The sequence below is a fragment of the Xanthomarina arctica genome (genome assembly GCF_014638915.1).
In the GTDB taxonomy this organism is placed as follows: domain Bacteria; phylum Bacteroidota; class Bacteroidia; order Flavobacteriales; family Flavobacteriaceae; genus Xanthomarina; species Xanthomarina arctica.
In genome coordinates this window covers 42,493-60,668 of sequence record NZ_BMFQ01000002.1, presented here as the reverse complement: position 1 = coordinate 60,668, position 18,176 = coordinate 42,493, and the positions used below count along the sequence as shown (strand labels likewise).

Genomic DNA, 18,176 nt, shown 5'->3' with positions numbered 1-18,176 from the left:
ATGGAAAAGATTTTAATTTCAATAGTAGGCCCAACTGCCATTGGAAAAACATCCCTAAGCATTAAACTGGCAAATTACTTTCAAACCGAAATTCTTTCGGCAGACTCCAGACAGTTTTTTAAGGAAATGCAAATTGGCACTGCGGCTCCTACTCCTTCAGAATTAGCAACAGCAAAACATCATTTTATTCATCATAAATCTATTGAAGACCATTATAGCGTAGGTACTTTTGAAAAAGATGCTTTACAGGTTTTAGATCTGCTTTTCAAAACACATGATACAGCAATTATGGTTGGTGGCTCTGGTTTATATGTCGATGCTGTTATAAATGGATTGGATCATTTCCCTGAAGTGGATTCAAGTATTAGAGATGGTTTAAACGAATTATACAAAAATGAAGGTTTAGAAATTCTTCAAGAAAAGCTAAAAGCCTTAGATCCTGAATCTTTTAATACTATAGCTAGAGATAATCCACAACGTGTTATCCGTGCTTTGGAAGTTAGTATTGGTTCTGGCCTGCCTTACTCCTCTTTTTTAAATAAAGAGAAGGGAACACGTCCTTTTAAAACTATTTCAATTGGATTAACAGCAGATAGAGACGTTATTTACGAAAGAATCAATCTTCGTGTGGATTTAATGTTGCAAGAAGGTTTATTGGAGGAAGTAAAACAACTCATAGACAAAAAGCATTTAAACGCCTTAAATACGGTTGGGTACAAGGAATTGTTTAAGTACTTTGAAGGTGAATGGCCTCTAGATTTTGCCATTTCTGAAATCAAGAAAAATTCTAGGCGATTTGCAAAAAGACAGCTTACTTGGTTTAGAAAAAAAGAAGATATCCTTTGGTTTGATTATACAACACCTATAGAGAATATTATAGAAACTATAAACCTTAAAAAATAAATCCAGCAACATTTTGATCTCTCAAAATACCGCTGGATTTTTATTTTATAGTCCTTAATGGATTATGCGTTCTGGTTAACGACAAGTCTAAAACCTTCCCCATGAATATTTAAAATCTCAACATTTTCGTCAAGTTTTAAATACTTTCTAAGTTTGGCTATATAAACATCCATACTTCTAGAGGTAAAGTAATTATCGTCTCTCCAAATTTTAGTTAAAGCCAATTCTCTAGGCATTAAATCGTTTTCATGTAAAGCAAGTAAACGCAATAATTCGTTTTCTTTAGGCGATAATTTAACTTGTTCTCCCCCATTATAAGTTAAGAAACGAAGTTTAGAATTTAAATCAAAACCTCCTATTTTGAATTCAAACTGTTTACTATCTGAAACCGTTTCTGTAGCTTTACGCTGCATGATGGCTTTAATTTTCATTAATAAAACCTCACTATCAAAAGGTTTGTTTAAATAATCGTCAGCACCCACTTTGTAACCTTTAAGAACATCTTCTTTCATGGCTTTAGCAGTAAGGAAAACAATAGGAACATCCGTATTTTTTTCTCTAATTTCTTTAGCTAAAGTAAAACCATCTTTATAAGGCATCATCACATCTAAAATGCACAAATCGAAATCGTCTTTCTTAAATTTCTCAAAGCCTTCCATACCGTTTTTGGCATGAGTAACTTGATAATCATTCATCATTAAATAATCCTTAAGAATAGTTCCAAAATTTGGATCATCTTCTACTAATAATATTTTTTTTTGTTGTTCATTCATAGCTTTACGATATTAATGGAAGTTTGATAATAAACGTACTTCCTTTGTCTTTTTCACTTTCAACTGATATATGACCTTGATGGTCTTCTACAATTTGTTTAACATATGCTAAACCTAATCCATGACCTTTCACATCATGCCTATCGCCTGTATGCTCTCTATAAAATTTTTCGAAAACACGTTTTTGTGCGGCTTTCCCCATTCCACCACCTTGGTCTTTTATTTTTAATATAATGTTTGTCCCCACATTCTCGGTGGTAATATCTATTATTGGCGCTCTAGATTCAGGCGTATATTTTATAGCATTATCTAAAACATTAACAATAACATTGGTAAAATGGGTTTCATTTGCTAAAACAGACGTATCGTCTTTAGATAAATTAATGTTTATCTTTCCGTTCCTGTCTTCAACCAATAACTCTACATGCGTAATGGCATCTTCTATTAAGTCGTTTAAAGCAACACGTTCCTTACTAATGTTTAGTTCGTTTCTTTCAAGTTTAGATATTCTTAGTACATTTTCTACTTGCGCATGCATGCGCTTATTCTCTTCTTTTATCATTCTAAGATACCTTAGAACCTTTTCTTTGTCATCAATAACACTCGGGTTTCTAATGGCATCTAAAGCTAAATTTATAGTAGCAATAGGTGTTTTAAATTCGTGTGTCATATTATTAATGAAATCTGTTTTAATTTCAGAAATTTTACGTTGTTTTAATAATTGCATCAAAGCACTTGTATATGCTATAATTATAATAGATGTAAAAATGATTGAAAGCAATGTCATTTTAATAATGGAAGATTGTACAAACGTATTTCGTTTTGGGAAATTAACTAAAAGTCTATAATTACTTTCATTATTTTTATTCTGAAAAATTGGTACACTAAAAGTCGATTCTGTTATTAACTCAAAATCTTCCGATTGTATTTTAGTTGCCAAATCACTACTATAGATTGCAAATTGAAAATCTATATCAATGTTGTCTTCACCTAATTTGCTTTGAAGAAGTTTATCTATTTCATCTTTAGTTACACGTTTGTGAATTGGGACGCGATAAGATAAATCTTCGTAAGCTGTGTCGTAAAATATTTCAGCTCCTTTCGACAATTTACCAAATTCGAACATCATGGCATCCAAATTCAAATTTGAATTAGATTCCAAGGCGTTTCCTTTCAATATCTTAGTTTCTCTATCGCTTAATACTTTTTTAATATTAATACTGTCTAAACCTATGTCAAAGATCGATGATGATAATTTATAGTTTTCTTCTAAAATACTGTTTCTATAAATCAATCTTTCATTCGAGCCTTTTACTTCTTCTTTTAAATAAAAATCTCTAAATGCCGTTGTATCAGGCTTTACACCTTGATCTAACAAATCTTGAATCTTTAAAGCATACTCTTTAAACTCTCTATCTTCAATACTTTTAGAAGTATAACTTAACGCTTTTTTTACGTTAAATGTAAACTGCTCTTCTTCATTTTTTAAAGAGTTATTGATATAATATGCTTGAACGAAAATGATCCCTACTAAAGACAAACTCATTAATAGTACCAGTATGATGAATAACTTTTTGCTCATCGTTCAAAATTAACATTTTAACATTTAGCTTACTTATCATTTAACCTTACATTAACAAAAATGTTAAAATTTAGGAATTACGTTATGTTGTTAACGATTTTATTATGGGTAAGTTGCACTTGGAGTTGGGTTTGTTCTAAGTCTTTATTAACAATTACAAACTGGGATTTTTCAATTTTTTTATTATCATCCCATTGATTATCAATGATTGCTTGAATTTTCTCTAAAGTCGTGTCGTCTCTTTTTAGCAAACGCTCCTTTCTAAGCTCTAGAGGAGCCGTAACAGTAATTACTAAATCACAAAACTTATAAGCGCCATTTTCAAATAAGATAGCAGATTCCTTTAAAACATAAGGAGCTTTTTGTTTTTTTACCCAATTTTTAAAATGAGAAGCAACCTTAGGGTGAACAATGGCGTTCATTTTTTCTAAATAGGAAGCATTATTAAAAATTTTATCTGCTAAAAACGGTCTATTTAAAGTATTATCGAAAAAAGCTTCTTCTCCAAAAAGAGCGATTAGTTTTCTTCTAATTATTTTAGACGTGTTCATTAACTTTTTCGCTTCGACATCTGCAATATAAACAGGAACACCTAAAGCTTCAAATTGCTTTGCTACGGTGGTCTTCCCACTTCCAATTCCACCTGTTATACCTACTACTTTCATTCTATAATAATAAATTCAATGTGCTCTTGAGATAATTTGATATTTTTAACCCTATTAGGCTTTTTTATAATCTCTGGAATTAAATACTCTGTTCCTTTCTCTAAATGGTTATAGTCGCAAATAATTTCAAAATCAGCTTCTTTTACACTGTTATAATTAGATAAACTTGTGTAAAAAGTTACAAAAACTTTTTTAGGAAAGTACTTGATTGTAATGTTTTCTGGAATATTAATTACAGAAACAGGGATTTTTAAATGTCCTTCAGTAAATTTTTCAACGGTTCCACTTACAGTTACTTCAGAATCTGAAAACTTTAGATTATCATTCTTATTTTTAGGCAATTTTAAAGAAATTGTTTTACCAATATTCGTTTTTATGTCTTTCAACATAAGCGTATCCGTTTCTATATATAATATTTTAGAAAGTAATATTTCTGGACCAATTATTTTAATAGAATCTGGTACAATATTAATAGAGTCCAATAAGTCGAATCCTTGGGCAAAATGCCATTTTGATTCCAATTTAACAGGTACTTTTTTTACAGCATTCACATCATATCGAAACTTTAAAGTATCGGGATTAATGGCAACAATCTCTTCATCTTTAGAGAATTGAAAATTAATATCTGAATAGCCTTGTTGCTTATTCCAAACATAAAATTTTTTATTTTTTGAAATATTCTTACTAAAATCAATATCAACCTCAGGTTTTTCAAAATAGTACTTTAGCAAGTTAAAACCATGCGTACGAATTGTAATATTTATTTTATGTGCATCATTATTTAATACCAAATGACTTTCTGGAATGTTAATTTTATTTATTTTAAATGCGACAGTAGTTGTGTATGTATTAGACAATTTTAAAAACACAAGCACAGTAAAAGATAGCAAGAGAAACAAAAAAAACACATTAATCTTTTTGTTTTTTATAGATGCTAGTATTTTGGTTTTGATAAGTTTTAACATGATTTCTTAAAGAATAATTCTGGAAACTGAAGTCTAGGATCTTTTTTTAATAAATTTATTAAAATTGTAGCACTTATAAACCCTATTCCATAACCAAAAAATTGAATGGTTATTGCCGCTAACGATAAAACTGCAATATAAAAACTTTTTGTCTTGAATAAAGCAAGGACAAAGGCGCACAAAAAATAAAGTAAATATAAAATCAGCAACCCTTTAAAACTATAAAGTACTAACAATGCCAAGCTAAGAATAAATCCGAATAAAAATAGTGTTGGAAACCAATAAGTTATTTTCTTAGTTTCTGGATGCCATGCATTTAAAATAGGTCTTACTAGTCCGAACTTTTTAACTTGTTTATAAAATTTAGACCAAGAAATTCGGCGTTTGTGAAACACATAAGCCTCCGGAATTAGTTTTGTTTGATAACCCAGATTCCAAAGTCGAATAGATAAGTCTGGATCTTCTCCAGGATGAATTTCTCCAAATCCCTCAGACTTTATAAAGGCTTCTTTTGAAAGTCCCATATTAAAACTCCGCGGCTGAAATTTATTAACACTTTTTTTATGTCCTCTTATTCCTCCAGTTGTGATAAAAGAAGTCATTGAAAAATTAATAGCCTTTTGTATTTTTGAAAAAGATTGGTGCGAGGCATCAGGACCTCCAAAACAATGCACAAACTCTTCATTTAGACTATTAGATACTTCATTTAAATATGGTGGAGGTAAAATGCAATCAGAATCTAAAATGATATAATAATTGCCTTTGGCACGTTTCATTCCATAATTTCTAGAATCTCCTGGACCTGAATTATCCTTTTTAAAATAAGCAATATCAAGTTTATCCTTAAATGAATTAATTATGGATTCTGAAGTTAAAGTAGAACCATCTTCTACAATAACGATTTCAAAGTTTAAGGTTGTTTCGAGCTTGGTAAAACTTAATAACAACTCCTCTATTTCGTCTGGACGATTATATACAGGGATTATAAATGAAAACTGTAATTGCATTTAACAAATGTAGCTAAACAAACAAAAAAAGCCACTCATTAGAGTGGCTTTTTAAAATATATAAAAGTGTTAAATTATTTCTTAATCACTTTAATCGTTTTAGTTATATTCTCAATAGTTACTTTTACAAAGTAAGTTCCTGCATTAAGACTTGACATATCTAAAGCACTATCAACTGCATTAGGAGATGTACGTAATACCTCTTGACCTAACATATTGTAAATAGCTACATTTTGAATAGCTTTTTGTCCTCTTAAATTTAATGTACTATTAACAGGGTTTGGATAATAGCTAAACAATTCACTTGCATTGTATTCTTCAATTCCAACAGTAGAGCATGTTCCTACAGTTAGAACAAAATTACCATTATTACTACTGTAACCTTCAACCATGATATAATAAGTAGATGTTCCGTCTGAGGTAAAAGTTACTGCAGATTGAACAGCAATAGAGCCATCACAAAAATCATCATCATTTGAAACGACTTCCGTTCCTGAACATGCATCAAATACTCTTAGATAAGTATCAAAATCTGAACCACATAAACTAATAGATATCTCTTCTCCGTCTGTAGTACCTGCTAAAGAATACCATACATCGTTTGAAGCATTATTACCAGTGTCTGTAGCAGATATTGTAGAACCATTAATTACATCTCCACAATATACAATTTCCGCGTTTACACATAGGTCATTAGCTGGAGGGCATGCTAAAGGTGTTGTGATAGAATCTGTTGCACTACAAGTATCTCCAGCCGCGTCTTCAACAGTTATATTTACATCAGTTGCTGCCGCATACGGGCCAAAAGAATAGGAACCTAGTCCAACAGCTGTTTGAATAACCCCTGAATCATCAGAAATATCTACAGCAGCACCTGTTCCTAAATTAGTAACAACAACATCTACATAATATTCTTCCGTAGGGCAATTGTTTGCTCCTAATGCAATAGTGAATGTAGGTTCAACACAGGCTGGTGGTGGAACACAGGTTACAGCTAGATCAAAATTACCACTACCAGTACCATATCCCTCTACTGCAATGTAATAAGTAGATGATCCATCTGAAGTAAATGTCACTTGTGATTGAACACTACAAAAATCATCATTACCAGCAACTACATTACCCCCACATGCATCATAGACACTGATGTAAGTATCATAATCTGAACCACATAAACTAGCAGTTATTTCTTCTCCATTAGCAGTTCCGGCCAATACATACCAAACATCATTAGAGGCATTATAACCTCCATTATCCGTTGCAGTTGTAGTATAACCACTTACAGTGTCTCCACAATTTATAGTTTCAGCATCCGCACATTCGTTATTTGCTGGGGTTGGTGGTGCAGATTCTGTTATAAAGCTCCAAACTGGACATCCTGTAGCTTCGGTAGTTCCGTTAACAGGTTTTACAATCCAAAACAATTCTAAATCATAACCATTTAGCGTAAGTGCTGCATTAAAATCTGTAAAATTTGCAATCAGACCATAATCATCTCCAGTAGGAGTTTCTCCTGCATATAAATTATACGATGTTGGAGTTGGCCCAGAAGTTGGAGCTTCCCAAGAAAAAGTAACATTTCCAACTGGTACACCTACAGCCCCATCTGCTGGTTCTGGGTTTATTGCACAGCCTGGAACTTCAGCAACTGTAAAACTATATTCTGTACATGAAGTAGCAGAACCTATAGGATTGTAAGGCACAATATTAACATAATACGTAATACCTCCTGTTAAGATACCAAGTTCATAAGTTGTTACATTACCAACATCTGTTGTTGCTAAAAATTCAGAACCACCTGAGGTAGTTCCAACAGTTAAATAATATCCATCTACTCCACCAGTAGCGGCGCTCCATTCAATATTTCCGTCATTACTAGCAATAGTCTCACCATTTAGCGGATTGGTTAATACCGCATTACACACAGGTGGTTCAGAGGCAGTAAATGTTACTGATAAATCTACATACATGTAAATAAGATCAGACCAAGAATCTATGGTATTAGACGTTAAAGTTATAGAGGTAAAATCTAATACATCTGCAATTTCAAAATCTGGTGAACAACCACCAATAATATTTGTTCCATCAGCAGCGCCACCTACAATAGCTAGATCAAAATCATACCAGCTTCCACACCATGTATCATCGCCATCTGGTGTGTAATAATGTACTGAGAAATTTGTCAGGCTTAATGCCGTAATAGGGTTCGCTCCATTAACAGTAATATCACCTGGAAGAATTGTTAACACGGTTGGATCATCATCCTGCCCACTTGCTGTAAAAGTTTGCACCGTTTGAGCGAAGGCTCCAAGCGTTAGCAAACAAAAAGAAAATAAAAATGTAATTTTTTTCATAAAATTTTGGTTAGTTAGTTAATATTTAACTAAAAATAGCAATTTAATATAGAACTAAATGGCTCCTTCCCGATTTATCGATAAAAGTAAGATTTATACGACGAAATGAAACATAAAAAAGCCACTCTAACGAGTGGCTTTTAAATATTGATTAGAAATAATCAGTTTATTTCTTGATAATTTTAATTGTTTTAGTCGCATTTTCGATAGTTACTTTTACAAAGTAAGTTCCTGCATTAAGACTTGACATATCTAAATCACTATCAACTGTATTAGGGGCTGAACGTAAAACTTCTTGTCCTAACATGTTATAAACAGCTACATTTTGTATGGCTTTAACAGCTCTTAATGAGAATGTGTTGTTTACAGGGTTTGGATAGTAAGAAAACAAATTCTCTATACTCAATTCATTAATTGATAAACTTAAATTATAAGCCGAAATTGAAAATGGCTCAAGTTGTGTATTAAGATAACCCCAAACTCTAACATAAATAGTTGAATCAGGAGTTAAACCAGTTAAATCTAATAAAGAAAAAAGACCTGTAGCAGCTCCATCATCATCACAACCCAAAGAAGTTAAGGTCCCACAATCTCCACTGTAAACTTCGAAAGCAGTGTCATTTCCTGGGTTGGAAGTTGCAATGTCAGCTCCAGTTTCAATTGTAATATTTCCATCAGCTGGAACAACAACAGAATACCAAACATCATTACTAATAGCAGTAGTTCCTCCACAAGTGTTAGTAAAACCTGAATATGTTGCACCAACTAAAATACCATCAACTGCATTTTCTCCATAAGTTGCACCTGGAATCAAAGCAGTAGCATCAGCACACTCATCATTCGCTGGAGGACAGGCTACTTGTGTAAGAGCAGAACTAGTAAGCGTACAACTATCATCATCACCTTCATCATCTACTGTAAAAATCACATCCGTAGCATTTGTGTAAGGTCCAAATTGCATTGTTCCCACACTTGTAAATTGTTGAGAAGCACTTCCTTGATCGTCAGAAACAGTTAAGGATGTGGCACTTCCCATATCAGTTACTTCAACATCTATTAAGAAACCACCGCTTAAATCGCAGTCATTAACAACTGTATAAACAACTGTCGCTCCAACACAAGTGTTTTCTGTAATTACCAAACTGTACTCTGTTGATTGAGGTGAAGGATAGGTTGAAATAACAAAATAATAAGTTGTTCCTGTGGTTACATTTAAATCAAAATTTCTTTCGGTAGTAGCAGAATTTGCAATTCCGTTTGCACAAGCTACACCAATATCAGCACAATCTGTATAAACAAAAATACCCGACCAGGTTGCTGTTGGTGACATAGATACATTGATAGCAGTATCAGATGTTGCTGTGTATGCATAAACTACATCATCTCCACCTAAATATGCAGAAGTTGTTCCACAAGTTGTTCCAGGAGCTCCACTGTAATCATCACCATAGTTAGCGGTATTGTCTGATACTGAGTAAGGCAATGAACCTATAACTATTGGGTCTGAACAAATAGAGCCAGTTGGAGGTGGCGCTATGGTCATAAAACTTTCTTCAGTACAACCAGTTGCAGGACCATTCGCATTAGAAGGTGTAATTGTAACAAAATATGTTGAAGAATATGCAAGAGTCCCAACGTTATAGGTTGTTACATTTCCTACAGCACCAGAAAAAACATCAGATGCTCCGGAAGAAGTTCCTACCTCCAAGTTATACTCTGTTGCTCCGCCAGTTGCCGAAGCCCATGTAAGGTTTCCAATAATTGCAACATCAGTAGCACCATCTAATGGAGCACTTAATATTGTACAAGAAGGAGGATTAACCAAAGGAATGGCAGAAAAAGAAGTTACATCAAAATTTAAAGCATTTGGCGTTCCCCATTGTCCCACGGCAATATAAACTGTTTGCCCAGAAGACACGGTGGCCGTGGCAGTTAGAACACCTCCACTTGTACTACCACTAGACCCCATACAATCATCTAAAAAGGTACCAGTACATGAAGCAAAAATACCCAAACCAGTCCAGGTAGTAAGAGAGTTGATTGTCATTGAGACTTCTTCATCATTTGCGCCAGCAGTATAGGTAAACAAGTACACATCATCAGCAAAATAAGATGGACTTAAAGCCGCACCTGTAGCATTTTGACACATATTAATTGTTGAAGGATTTGGATCATTCCAATCTTCAGGACCTCCAGTTCCTGGAGAGGTTATTCCAGTTGCAGTATACCCATCTGTTATGGGAATACCAGAAGCACATCCATATTGAGCATGTGACTGATAGCCAACAAGAGTCAATAGAAAGGCAAATAAAAATGTAATTTTTTTCATAAAATTTTGGTTAGTTAGTTAATATTTAACTAAAAATAGCAATTTAATATAGAACTAAATGGCTCCTTCCAGATTTATCGATGAAAGTAAGATTTATACGACGAAATCAAACATAAAAAAAGCCACTCGTTAGAGTGGCTTTTAAATATTGATGAGAAATAATCAGTTTATTTCTTGATAATTTTAATTGTTTTAGTCGCGTTTTCAACAGTTACTCTTACAAAGTAAGTTCCTGCATTAAGACTTGACATATCTAAATCACTATCAACTGTATTAGGAGCTGAACGTAAAACTTCTTGTCCTAACATGTTGTAAACAGCTACATTTTGAATGGCTTTAACACCTCTTAAAGATAATGTATTGTTTACCGGGTTTGGATAGTAAGTAAATAACTCACTTGCATTGTAGTCTTGAATTCCTATAGTGGAACAAGTAATGGCTAAATCAAAATTACCATTATTAGTACTGTATCCTTCAACCATAATATAATAAGTAGTTACTCCGTCTGAAGTAAATGTTACTTCAGAATTCCCACCAGTACCACAAGCAGCAGAATTGTCATCATTAAATGCCACTTGAGTTCCAGCGCAAGCATCGAAGATTCTAATATACGTATCGAAATCTGAGCCACATAAACTAGCTGTTATTTCTTGATCAACAGCAGTTCCTGCTAAAACATACCATACATCATTTGATGTATTATTACCAGAATTAGTAGCAGACACAGTAGAACCACTGACCATATCACCACAGTTTATAACTTCTGCGTCAACACATTCATCATTTGCTGGAGCTGGTTCTGGAGTTCCGACACAAACAGTAAAACTAGTAGTAAGAGATGCAGTAGAAGACCATGTATATATTCTAAAATAATAGGTGTTCCCTGCTGTTAAACCTGTTACAGTAAGAGGTGAATTAGGAGTATCTTGACACATTAAACTATTTCCACCACATCCATCAAAAACCTCAGTAACTATATCTGAACTACCAGCTGTGTTAGCTATAGTAATTACATGAGTAGTTCCAGTAGCAACAAATGAATACCAAACATCATCATTAGCAGTACCTAAACAACCAGGAAGACTTTGAGTAGACCCTATAGTTGTACCCGCAACTGGATTTGAGCAAGATAAATCTGCATCCACAGTTAAAGGGGTAGCACCAGAACAATCATCGTTTGCTGGTGGAGCCGATAATGTTGTAACGATAAATGGCCCATTATAAACACTTACATCTGTATTATTCATTCCACAATCCGCACGAACGTAAAAATCATATGTAGTAGCTGCTAATAAATTTGTTACACTGTAAGGATTAGATACATCATCAAGCGTAGGTGTTCCTGTAGGTGTAAAACCAGTTATACCATATTCAACATCCCAAGCAGTAGCTGTGCCATTTTCTGTCCATCCAATTTCCATTGAAGTTTGGGTAACACTAGTTACAGTGAAATCGGTCACAAAAAGACAAGCAATATCTTCAAAACAAACCGTAGAGGTTCCAGTAGTAGCCGCATCTTTCCAAACAGCAACTAAATAAGCTGTATTAGGAGCAAAACCTGATAAACTAAAATCAGGAACCAATGTGCTATTACAATATAATTCAGTTCCACAATCTGAGAAAACTGCCATACCTGAAACATCACCAGTAGTATAAAGTCTAATAGCTCCAGAATCTGAAGTTGTAATTTCATACCATGCACCATTACTTGTTGCAGTAGAACAAGTAACAGAACTTAAATCCGCACTTGCAACCGCATAATCAATTGTGTTGGCTGTAGCAGTAGAACAATCAGCTTCTAAAGTAGCTATTAATGGTAATGAACAAATATCACCAACATTACTTGGTTGAGTCCAACTGATTGCATCCGTCCAAAGGCTTAAATCTCCAGAACCACAATCTGATTGCACATAAATATCATAATCTCCTGCTGTTAAACCAGAAAGAGTTAAGCTAGGTACTGTCGTACTACCAGTTGTACCACCTGTACCCATTGTAAATCCTGCAGGACCATATTCATAATTCCATGCAGTTTCTCCAGCTCCAGCCGTCCAAGTAATATCTACATCGGTTGTAGAGATAGTATTAGCAGTCAATGCGGTTGGTTGAAAACAACTAGGAGGAGTATCACTCACCACATTATCTACATATAATGCAAACTCATCGGTACCAGTTGCACGTACTGCTACATAAACTGTAGATCCTACATATCCACTTAGGTCAAAAGAAAGAGGAGTCCATGCGTTAGGCGCTTCACTTGAGGCCTGTAATTCCTCCGTAAAAGCTCCAGCAGTTGCATCTGTTGTTGACAACAAAATCTCATAAGCCTCTAAAAAAGTAGCACTTCTAGATTTAATATACAAAGACAATCTATCATTTACACCCGCTGTTACAGCTATACCCGGTGTAATTAAATAATCGTCATGTGCTATAGAACCAAATGAAATGCTAGCTACTCCAGTCCCATCTTCAGCTCCTCCAGCTGGCGCTCCGTTATAAACCCATCCAGGTGTACTTCCATTATTAATAACTGTCCATGTTGCTGGAATATCTGTTTCAAAACTCTCCGTGAATTGTGCATTAGCTTGCCAACAAAAGGCAACAAATGCAAATAATAAAAATGTAATTTTTTTCATAATTAATTAAGTAATTTATTGATTAGAAGCTAAAAATATTGATAATTATTAGTTAAGGAAGTGTTAAATCAAATAAATCGATAAAAATCTTTTTTTAACGACGAAATACATTTCTTACAATTTATGACAAAATGAGTTATTATATTTTTTTACAAAAAAAAGCGAGCCATAAAAATATGACTCGCTTTTACTATTTTATATTAAAACAATTTTATTCTTCTACTCCTTTAATAAAGGCTTCCATAACTTCATTACTTACTCCCATATTACTAAATCCGCCATCATGGAAAAGATTCTGTAGGGTGACCATTTTAGTTAAGTCGCTAAACATAGCTACTGTGTAATTGGCACAGTCTAAAGCTGTGGCGTTTCCTAAAGGCGACATTTTATCTGCATAAGCAATAAATCCATCGAACCCTTTTACACCAGAACCAGCTGTTGTAGGCGTTGGAGATTGCGAAATGGTATTAACACGAACTGTTTTATCTTTTCCAAAGAAATATCCAAAACTACGAGCAACACTTTCTAAATAGGCTTTATTATCTGCCATATCGTTATAATCTGGAAATACACGTTGCGCAGCCATATAAGTTAAAGCAACAATACTTCCCCATTTATTCATGGCATCCTTTTTATATAATGTTTGCATTACTTTATGAAAAGACATGGCTGAAATATCAGTTCCTTTTTGTGTCCAATCATAGTTCTGATCCATATAGGAATTTCCTTTTCTAACATTTATGGACATACCAATAGAATGTAATACAAAATCCAGCTTACCTCCTAAAATCTCTACAGACTTTTCTATCAAATTTTCTAAATCTTCCAGAGAAGTTGCATCTGCAGGAATAACTTGTGAACCTGTTTTTTCTGCTAAGGCATTAATTTGGCCCATTCTTAAAGCTACTGGTGCATTGGTTAAAACAAATGTCCCTCCTTCTTCATGAATACGTTCGGCTGTTTTCCATGCAATAGAATTTTCGTCAAGCGCTCCAAATATAATTCCTCTTTTTCCTTTTAATAAGTTGTATGACATAGTACTAGTTATTTTTGATTGGTATTACGTTCTTAAAAAGTCAAAGTTAATAAAACTTTCAACTACAAACTTAAATTTTATTTTTTTAATTGAGCAACTGCTTGGCATGAGCCAATGCTGAAGTTGAAATTTCAATACCACCTAACATTTGAGCTATTTCAACCAAACGTTCGTCGTGATTTAATTTCTTAAGGTTTGTTACTGTTACATTTTCCACATCTTCCTTATATACTTTAAAATGTGTGTGGCCTTTTGCTGCAATTTGTGGTAGATGCGTAATGGCAAAAACCTGCATATATTGACTCATTTGCAACATAATCTGTCCCATTTTATTCGAAATCTCTCCAGAAACTCCAGAATCGATTTCATCGAACATAATGGTAGGTAGTTGCTTATATTTAGATAAGATAGATTTTATTGCTAACATTATTCTGGATAATTCACCTCCGGAAGCTGCTTTTTTAAGTTCGTTAAACTGACCTCCTTTATTGGCTGTGAACAAAAATGATAAATCGTCTTTACCATTTGTAAAAAACGTATTCCCATAATTAAGGCTAATCTGAAACTTAGCATTTGGCATGCCTAGATCTTTCAAAATAGTTTCTAGCTGTTCAGACAATTTTGGAATAGCTTTGGTACGGTTGTCATGAAGCTCTTTAGAAAGTTTGTTTAAAGCTTCATTCTTCGTTTTTAATTCTTTTTCTTTCTTCTGAATATTTTCATCTAAATTTTCAGTTTCTGAAACTTTTTCAGAAAGAACTTCTCTTACTTGAATTAACTCTAAAACCGTTGAAACCAAATGTTTCTTAAATAAATTATTGAGTAATAGCAATTTAGAATTTACTTTTTCCAGACGTTCTGGATCTGCTTCCAATTGTTCTTGAAGCCTTTCCATTTCTGTAAATACATCGTCTAACTCTATAAAACTACTATCCATTCTTTCAAATAAATTTTGATACTTATTTGAATAAGGACTTATCTTTTTAAAATTACTTTTTAATTGATTCAAAATAGACAAAACACCCGTCTCCTCATTACTTAGTAATTGATTAGAGTGTAAAAGAGATTCACTAATTTCTTCAATATTATTTAAAGTTTCATATTCTTCTTCTAGTACTTCCTGTTCTCCTTCAACCAAATTGGCTTCGGTTAATTCTTTCAGTAAAAAAGAATTGTATTCGTATTCCTTAATGGCTTCTGCCTTAAATTTCAATAATACATCCAATTCTTTTTGAACCATTTTATGCTCTTTAAGATGAAGGGCGTATGTTTTTAATACACCGTCATTTTTAGCAAAGGCATCAATAATTTCGAATTGAAAGGAATCGTCCACTAACTGAAGCGTTTCGTGTTGCGAATGGATATCGATAAGCTGTTCGCTTAAAAGCTGTAAAACGTTTAAATTAACTGGCGAATCGTTTATAAAAGCTCGAGATTTCCCTGATGGTAATATCTCTCTTCTAATAATAGTTTGAGGCTCGTAATCTATATCGTTGGCTTCAAACAATTTTTTTAAATTGTAATTGGTGATATCAAAAACAGCTTCTAAAATACATTTTTTAGAGACATCCTTGATGCTACTTAAATCTGCTCTTTTCCCTAGAATTAAAGATAAACCGCCTAACAGAATGGATTTTCCCGCTCCTGTTTCACCAGTAATTATAGAAAAGCCTTGGCTAAACTGCACCTGAAGGCTATCTATTAAAGCATAATTTTTTATGGATAGAGATGTAATCAAAGGATATTCTGGAATTTAGGTTAAAGATAAATAATTTCAAGAAATGTGATACTGAAAAATCATTATAAAAGTGCCAGAAAATTTTCAGAAAATATTAGAATTTAATATTTCGCCAATTGCTAGAATAGGTTGGAGCTACATTGTTCAATACGCTAACCAACTTGGTAATTTCAACACTAGGTCCAGAACTAAAAATATCTTGAATTTCGTCTGTTTTGGCATCGAAAAAAGTACGCATAATGAAAGAATTAGGCCTTACTCTATTCATTGCCTCTAAAGTTATTAAGGCATTTGAAATATTCAATTTAGCTTCCTTTTGATTGTCGTTCATATAATCTAAACCGTTTCTATGGTATTGATACATTACTTTTCTGTAATCTTCGAACGTTTGAGACAACATATCTGTTACTAAAACATATCTACTTTGTGATCCGTCGCTTAATTTCCAGCCTTTCGAGTTATCACCTTGTGAATAATTTACAATATTTTGGGCTTGATCAAAATAAGCATCTCCCCCATTTGGCGAAAATGTATCTGCATCGATGCCTAAAACCATATAAACATGAAAAGCAAGAACTGAAATTAAATTAGATTCAAAGGAGTTTGGGTTGTATACCATATTTTGAAACTCCAAATATCGAAACGTAAAATCCTTGTCGTTTATGTTGTGTACAGGTGAAGCATAAGACGACCCATAAATTGGTCTTGCAGACTGTACTTGAATGGTTGCTTTAAAAGTATCTCCAGCATACTCGGTAATATTTATATACATGGAACATTCAATGCGTTCTTGGACTGTAAACTCTTTACTTGTCCATTTATAATTATTTACAAATTCAAATATTTGTTTTTGCAGTGTTTTAAAAATTGGCAAATTACTATTTCCTGTTTGTTCTGCATTAATTACTACAGTACAATTTAACTCTTGAGTGTAACCAGAAACACTACAAAACAACATTAAAAATAATAAAATCCTACCCATGTAATTGTTTTATAATTTGATTTAGAAGATCTTTAGCGACTTCCGTTTTAGACTTTAACTTGTATTCTGTAACCACATCTTTATTGTCGATGATGGTTACTTTATTGGTATCGGTTTTAAATCCAGCACCTTTATCTTTCAACGAATTTAATACAATTAAATTTAAATTCTTCTTTTTTAGTTTTGCTTTTGCATTTATAAGTTCATTTTCTGTTTCTAAAGCAAAACCTACCAAAAGTTGATGTTTTTTAATAACTCCTAACGAGGCCAAAATATCTTTTGTTTTTTCTAGATGTAATACTAACGTAGCATCTGTCTTTTTTATTTTCTGGGTGGCAATTTCTTTAGGTTTATAATCTGCAACTGCAGCCGCTAAAATAGCCACATCTACTTGATTAAAATACTTATGTGCTTCTAAATACATGTCTTCTGCTGAAAAAACAGGAATTACATTAATGAGACTATGTTTTAGTGTTAAATGAGTTGGGCCAGTAATTAAAATAACTTCTGCGCCAAGATTTGCCGCTGTTTTAGCAATTTCGAAACCCATTTTTCCACTAGAATGATTTCCTATAAAACGCACAGGATCTATAGCTTCATACGTTGGGCCAGCTGTAATAAGAATAGTCTTTCCACGAAGAGGAAGTTTTCCAATAACATCTTGTTCTATAAAAGTAAGTATATCTTCTGGTTCTGCCATGCGTCCTTCCCCAACTAACCCACTAGCTAGTTCGCCACTTGTTGCTGGAATAATAATGTTTCCGTAGCTTTCTAATTTCTTAAAGGATTGTTTTGTTGTTGGATGTTTGTACATGTCCAAATCCATTGCTGGTGCAAAATAGACAGGACATTTAGCTGAAAGGTAAGTAGCTAAAAGCAGATTATCACAAACGCCATTCGCCATTTTAGACATGGTATTTGCGGTAGCAGGAGCTATAACAAATAAATCTGCCCAAAGACCTAATTCTACGTGATTGTTCCAAAGCTCGCTATCCACATCGTCGACAAATGACGAATGAACAGGGTTTTTGGACAAAGTAGAAAGTGTTAACGGAGTAACAAAGTCTTTTGCAGATGGTGTAATAACTACTTTTACATTGGCTCCTGCTTTAATAAAAAGCCGAACCAATGAAGCAGATTTATAAGCAGCAATACCAGCACTAATGCCAAGAAGTATATTTTTGCCGCTTAGTATTGACATATGAT

The 18,176-nt window shown here is 33.4% G+C and carries 13 protein-coding genes; 1 reads left to right on the top strand and 12 read right to left on the bottom strand.

Annotated elements, in window-relative coordinates; genetic code table 11:
- Complete coding sequence (gene miaA / locus IEV77_RS06660; RefSeq protein ID WP_188463114.1) at positions 1–903, top strand: tRNA (adenosine(37)-N6)-dimethylallyltransferase MiaA; 903 nt, start codon at positions 1–3, stop codon at positions 901–903.
- A 62-nt stretch (positions 904–965) separates the two neighbouring features.
- Here miaA and IEV77_RS06655 read toward each other — a convergent pair whose 3' ends face one another.
- From IEV77_RS06655 to coaBC, 12 genes are all read right to left on the bottom strand, one after another.
- Complete coding sequence (locus IEV77_RS06655) at positions 966–1,676, bottom strand: response regulator transcription factor (protein WP_188463112.1); 711 nt, start codon at positions 1,674–1,676, stop codon at positions 966–968.
- Positions 1,677–1,680: 4 nt separating this feature from the next.
- Positions 1,681–3,258 carry a sensor histidine kinase gene (locus IEV77_RS06650; RefSeq protein ID WP_229736600.1) on the bottom strand — a complete coding sequence of 526 codons (1,578 nt, stop codon included), beginning with the start codon at positions 3,256–3,258 and terminating at the stop codon, positions 1,681–1,683.
- 77 nt (positions 3,259–3,335) lie between these two features.
- The gene (gene coaE / locus IEV77_RS06645; RefSeq protein WP_188463110.1) at positions 3,336–3,923 is read right to left on the bottom strand and encodes a dephospho-CoA kinase; all 588 of its coding nucleotides are present in this window, start codon (positions 3,921–3,923) and stop codon (positions 3,336–3,338) included.
- Entirely contained in the window at positions 3,920–4,888 is a 969-nt protein-coding gene (locus IEV77_RS06640; RefSeq protein ID WP_229736599.1) for a CdaR family protein, read from the bottom strand. Before IEV77_RS06640 ends, coaE begins: the two co-directional genes overlap by 4 nt.
- Entirely contained in the window at positions 4,882–5,895 is a 1,014-nt protein-coding gene (locus tag IEV77_RS06635) for a glycosyltransferase family 2 protein (RefSeq protein ID WP_188463108.1), read from the bottom strand. Before IEV77_RS06635 ends, IEV77_RS06640 begins: the two co-directional genes overlap by 7 nt.
- 74 nt (positions 5,896–5,969) lie before the next feature.
- Positions 5,970–8,249: a T9SS type A sorting domain-containing protein gene (locus IEV77_RS06630; protein ID WP_188463105.1), complete on the bottom strand. Its 2,280-nt coding sequence runs from the start codon at positions 8,247–8,249 to the stop codon at positions 5,970–5,972.
- A 166-nt stretch (positions 8,250–8,415) separates the two neighbouring features.
- Positions 8,416–10,578: a T9SS type A sorting domain-containing protein gene (locus IEV77_RS06625; RefSeq protein WP_188463103.1), complete on the bottom strand. Its 2,163-nt coding sequence runs from the start codon at positions 10,576–10,578 to the stop codon at positions 8,416–8,418.
- 167 nt (positions 10,579–10,745) lie between these two features.
- Positions 10,746–13,214, bottom strand: a complete 2,469-nt coding sequence (locus tag IEV77_RS06620) for a T9SS-dependent choice-of-anchor J family protein (protein WP_188463101.1) — start codon at positions 13,212–13,214, stop codon at positions 10,746–10,748.
- Between the two features lie 211 nt (positions 13,215–13,425).
- Positions 13,426–14,250 carry an enoyl-ACP reductase FabI gene (locus IEV77_RS06615; protein ID WP_188463099.1) on the bottom strand — a complete coding sequence of 275 codons (825 nt, stop codon included), beginning with the start codon at positions 14,248–14,250 and terminating at the stop codon, positions 13,426–13,428.
- An 85-nt stretch (positions 14,251–14,335) separates the two neighbouring features.
- Positions 14,336–15,988 (bottom strand): DNA repair protein RecN, encoded by a 1,653-nt coding sequence (gene recN, locus IEV77_RS06610; RefSeq protein WP_188463097.1) that lies wholly within the window; start codon positions 15,986–15,988, stop codon positions 14,336–14,338.
- A gap of 94 nt (positions 15,989–16,082) precedes the next feature.
- A complete protein-coding gene (porD, locus tag IEV77_RS06605) occupies positions 16,083–16,970 on the bottom strand; it encodes a type IX secretion system protein PorD (RefSeq protein WP_188463094.1) in 888 nt (295 codons plus the stop codon).
- Positions 16,963–18,171 carry a bifunctional phosphopantothenoylcysteine decarboxylase/phosphopantothenate--cysteine ligase CoaBC gene (gene coaBC / locus IEV77_RS06600; protein WP_188463092.1) on the bottom strand — a complete coding sequence of 403 codons (1,209 nt, stop codon included), beginning with the start codon at positions 18,169–18,171 and terminating at the stop codon, positions 16,963–16,965. The genes porD and coaBC overlap by 8 nt, the downstream gene beginning before the upstream one ends.
- Positions 18,172–18,176 lie beyond the last annotated feature (5 nt).

Coding starts and splice junctions, on each gene's coding strand:
- miaA (WP_188463114.1), top strand. CDS start 1: ATGGAAAAGATTTTAATTTCAATAGTAGGCCCAACTGCCATTGGAAAA.
- IEV77_RS06655 (WP_188463112.1), bottom strand. CDS start 1,676: ATGAATGAACAACAAAAAAAAATATTATTAGTAGAAGATGATCCAAAT.
- IEV77_RS06650 (WP_229736600.1), bottom strand. CDS start 3,258: ATGAGCAAAAAGTTATTCATCATACTGGTACTATTAATGAGTTTGTCT.
- coaE (WP_188463110.1), bottom strand. CDS start 3,923: ATGAAAGTAGTAGGTATAACAGGTGGAATTGGAAGTGGGAAGACCACC.
- IEV77_RS06640 (WP_229736599.1), bottom strand. CDS start 4,888: ATGTTAAAACTTATCAAAACCAAAATACTAGCATCTATAAAAAACAAA.
- IEV77_RS06635 (WP_188463108.1), bottom strand. CDS start 5,895: ATGCAATTACAGTTTTCATTTATAATCCCTGTATATAATCGTCCAGAC.
- IEV77_RS06630 (WP_188463105.1), bottom strand. CDS start 8,249: ATGAAAAAAATTACATTTTTATTTTCTTTTTGTTTGCTAACGCTTGGA.
- IEV77_RS06625 (WP_188463103.1), bottom strand. CDS start 10,578: ATGAAAAAAATTACATTTTTATTTGCCTTTCTATTGACTCTTGTTGGC.
- IEV77_RS06620 (WP_188463101.1), bottom strand. CDS start 13,214: ATGAAAAAAATTACATTTTTATTATTTGCATTTGTTGCCTTTTGTTGG.
- IEV77_RS06615 (WP_188463099.1), bottom strand. CDS start 14,250: ATGTCATACAACTTATTAAAAGGAAAAAGAGGAATTATATTTGGAGCG.
- porD (WP_188463094.1), bottom strand. CDS start 16,970: ATGGGTAGGATTTTATTATTTTTAATGTTGTTTTGTAGTGTTTCTGGT.
- coaBC (WP_188463092.1), bottom strand. CDS start 18,171: ATGTCAATACTAAGCGGCAAAAATATACTTCTTGGCATTAGTGCTGGT.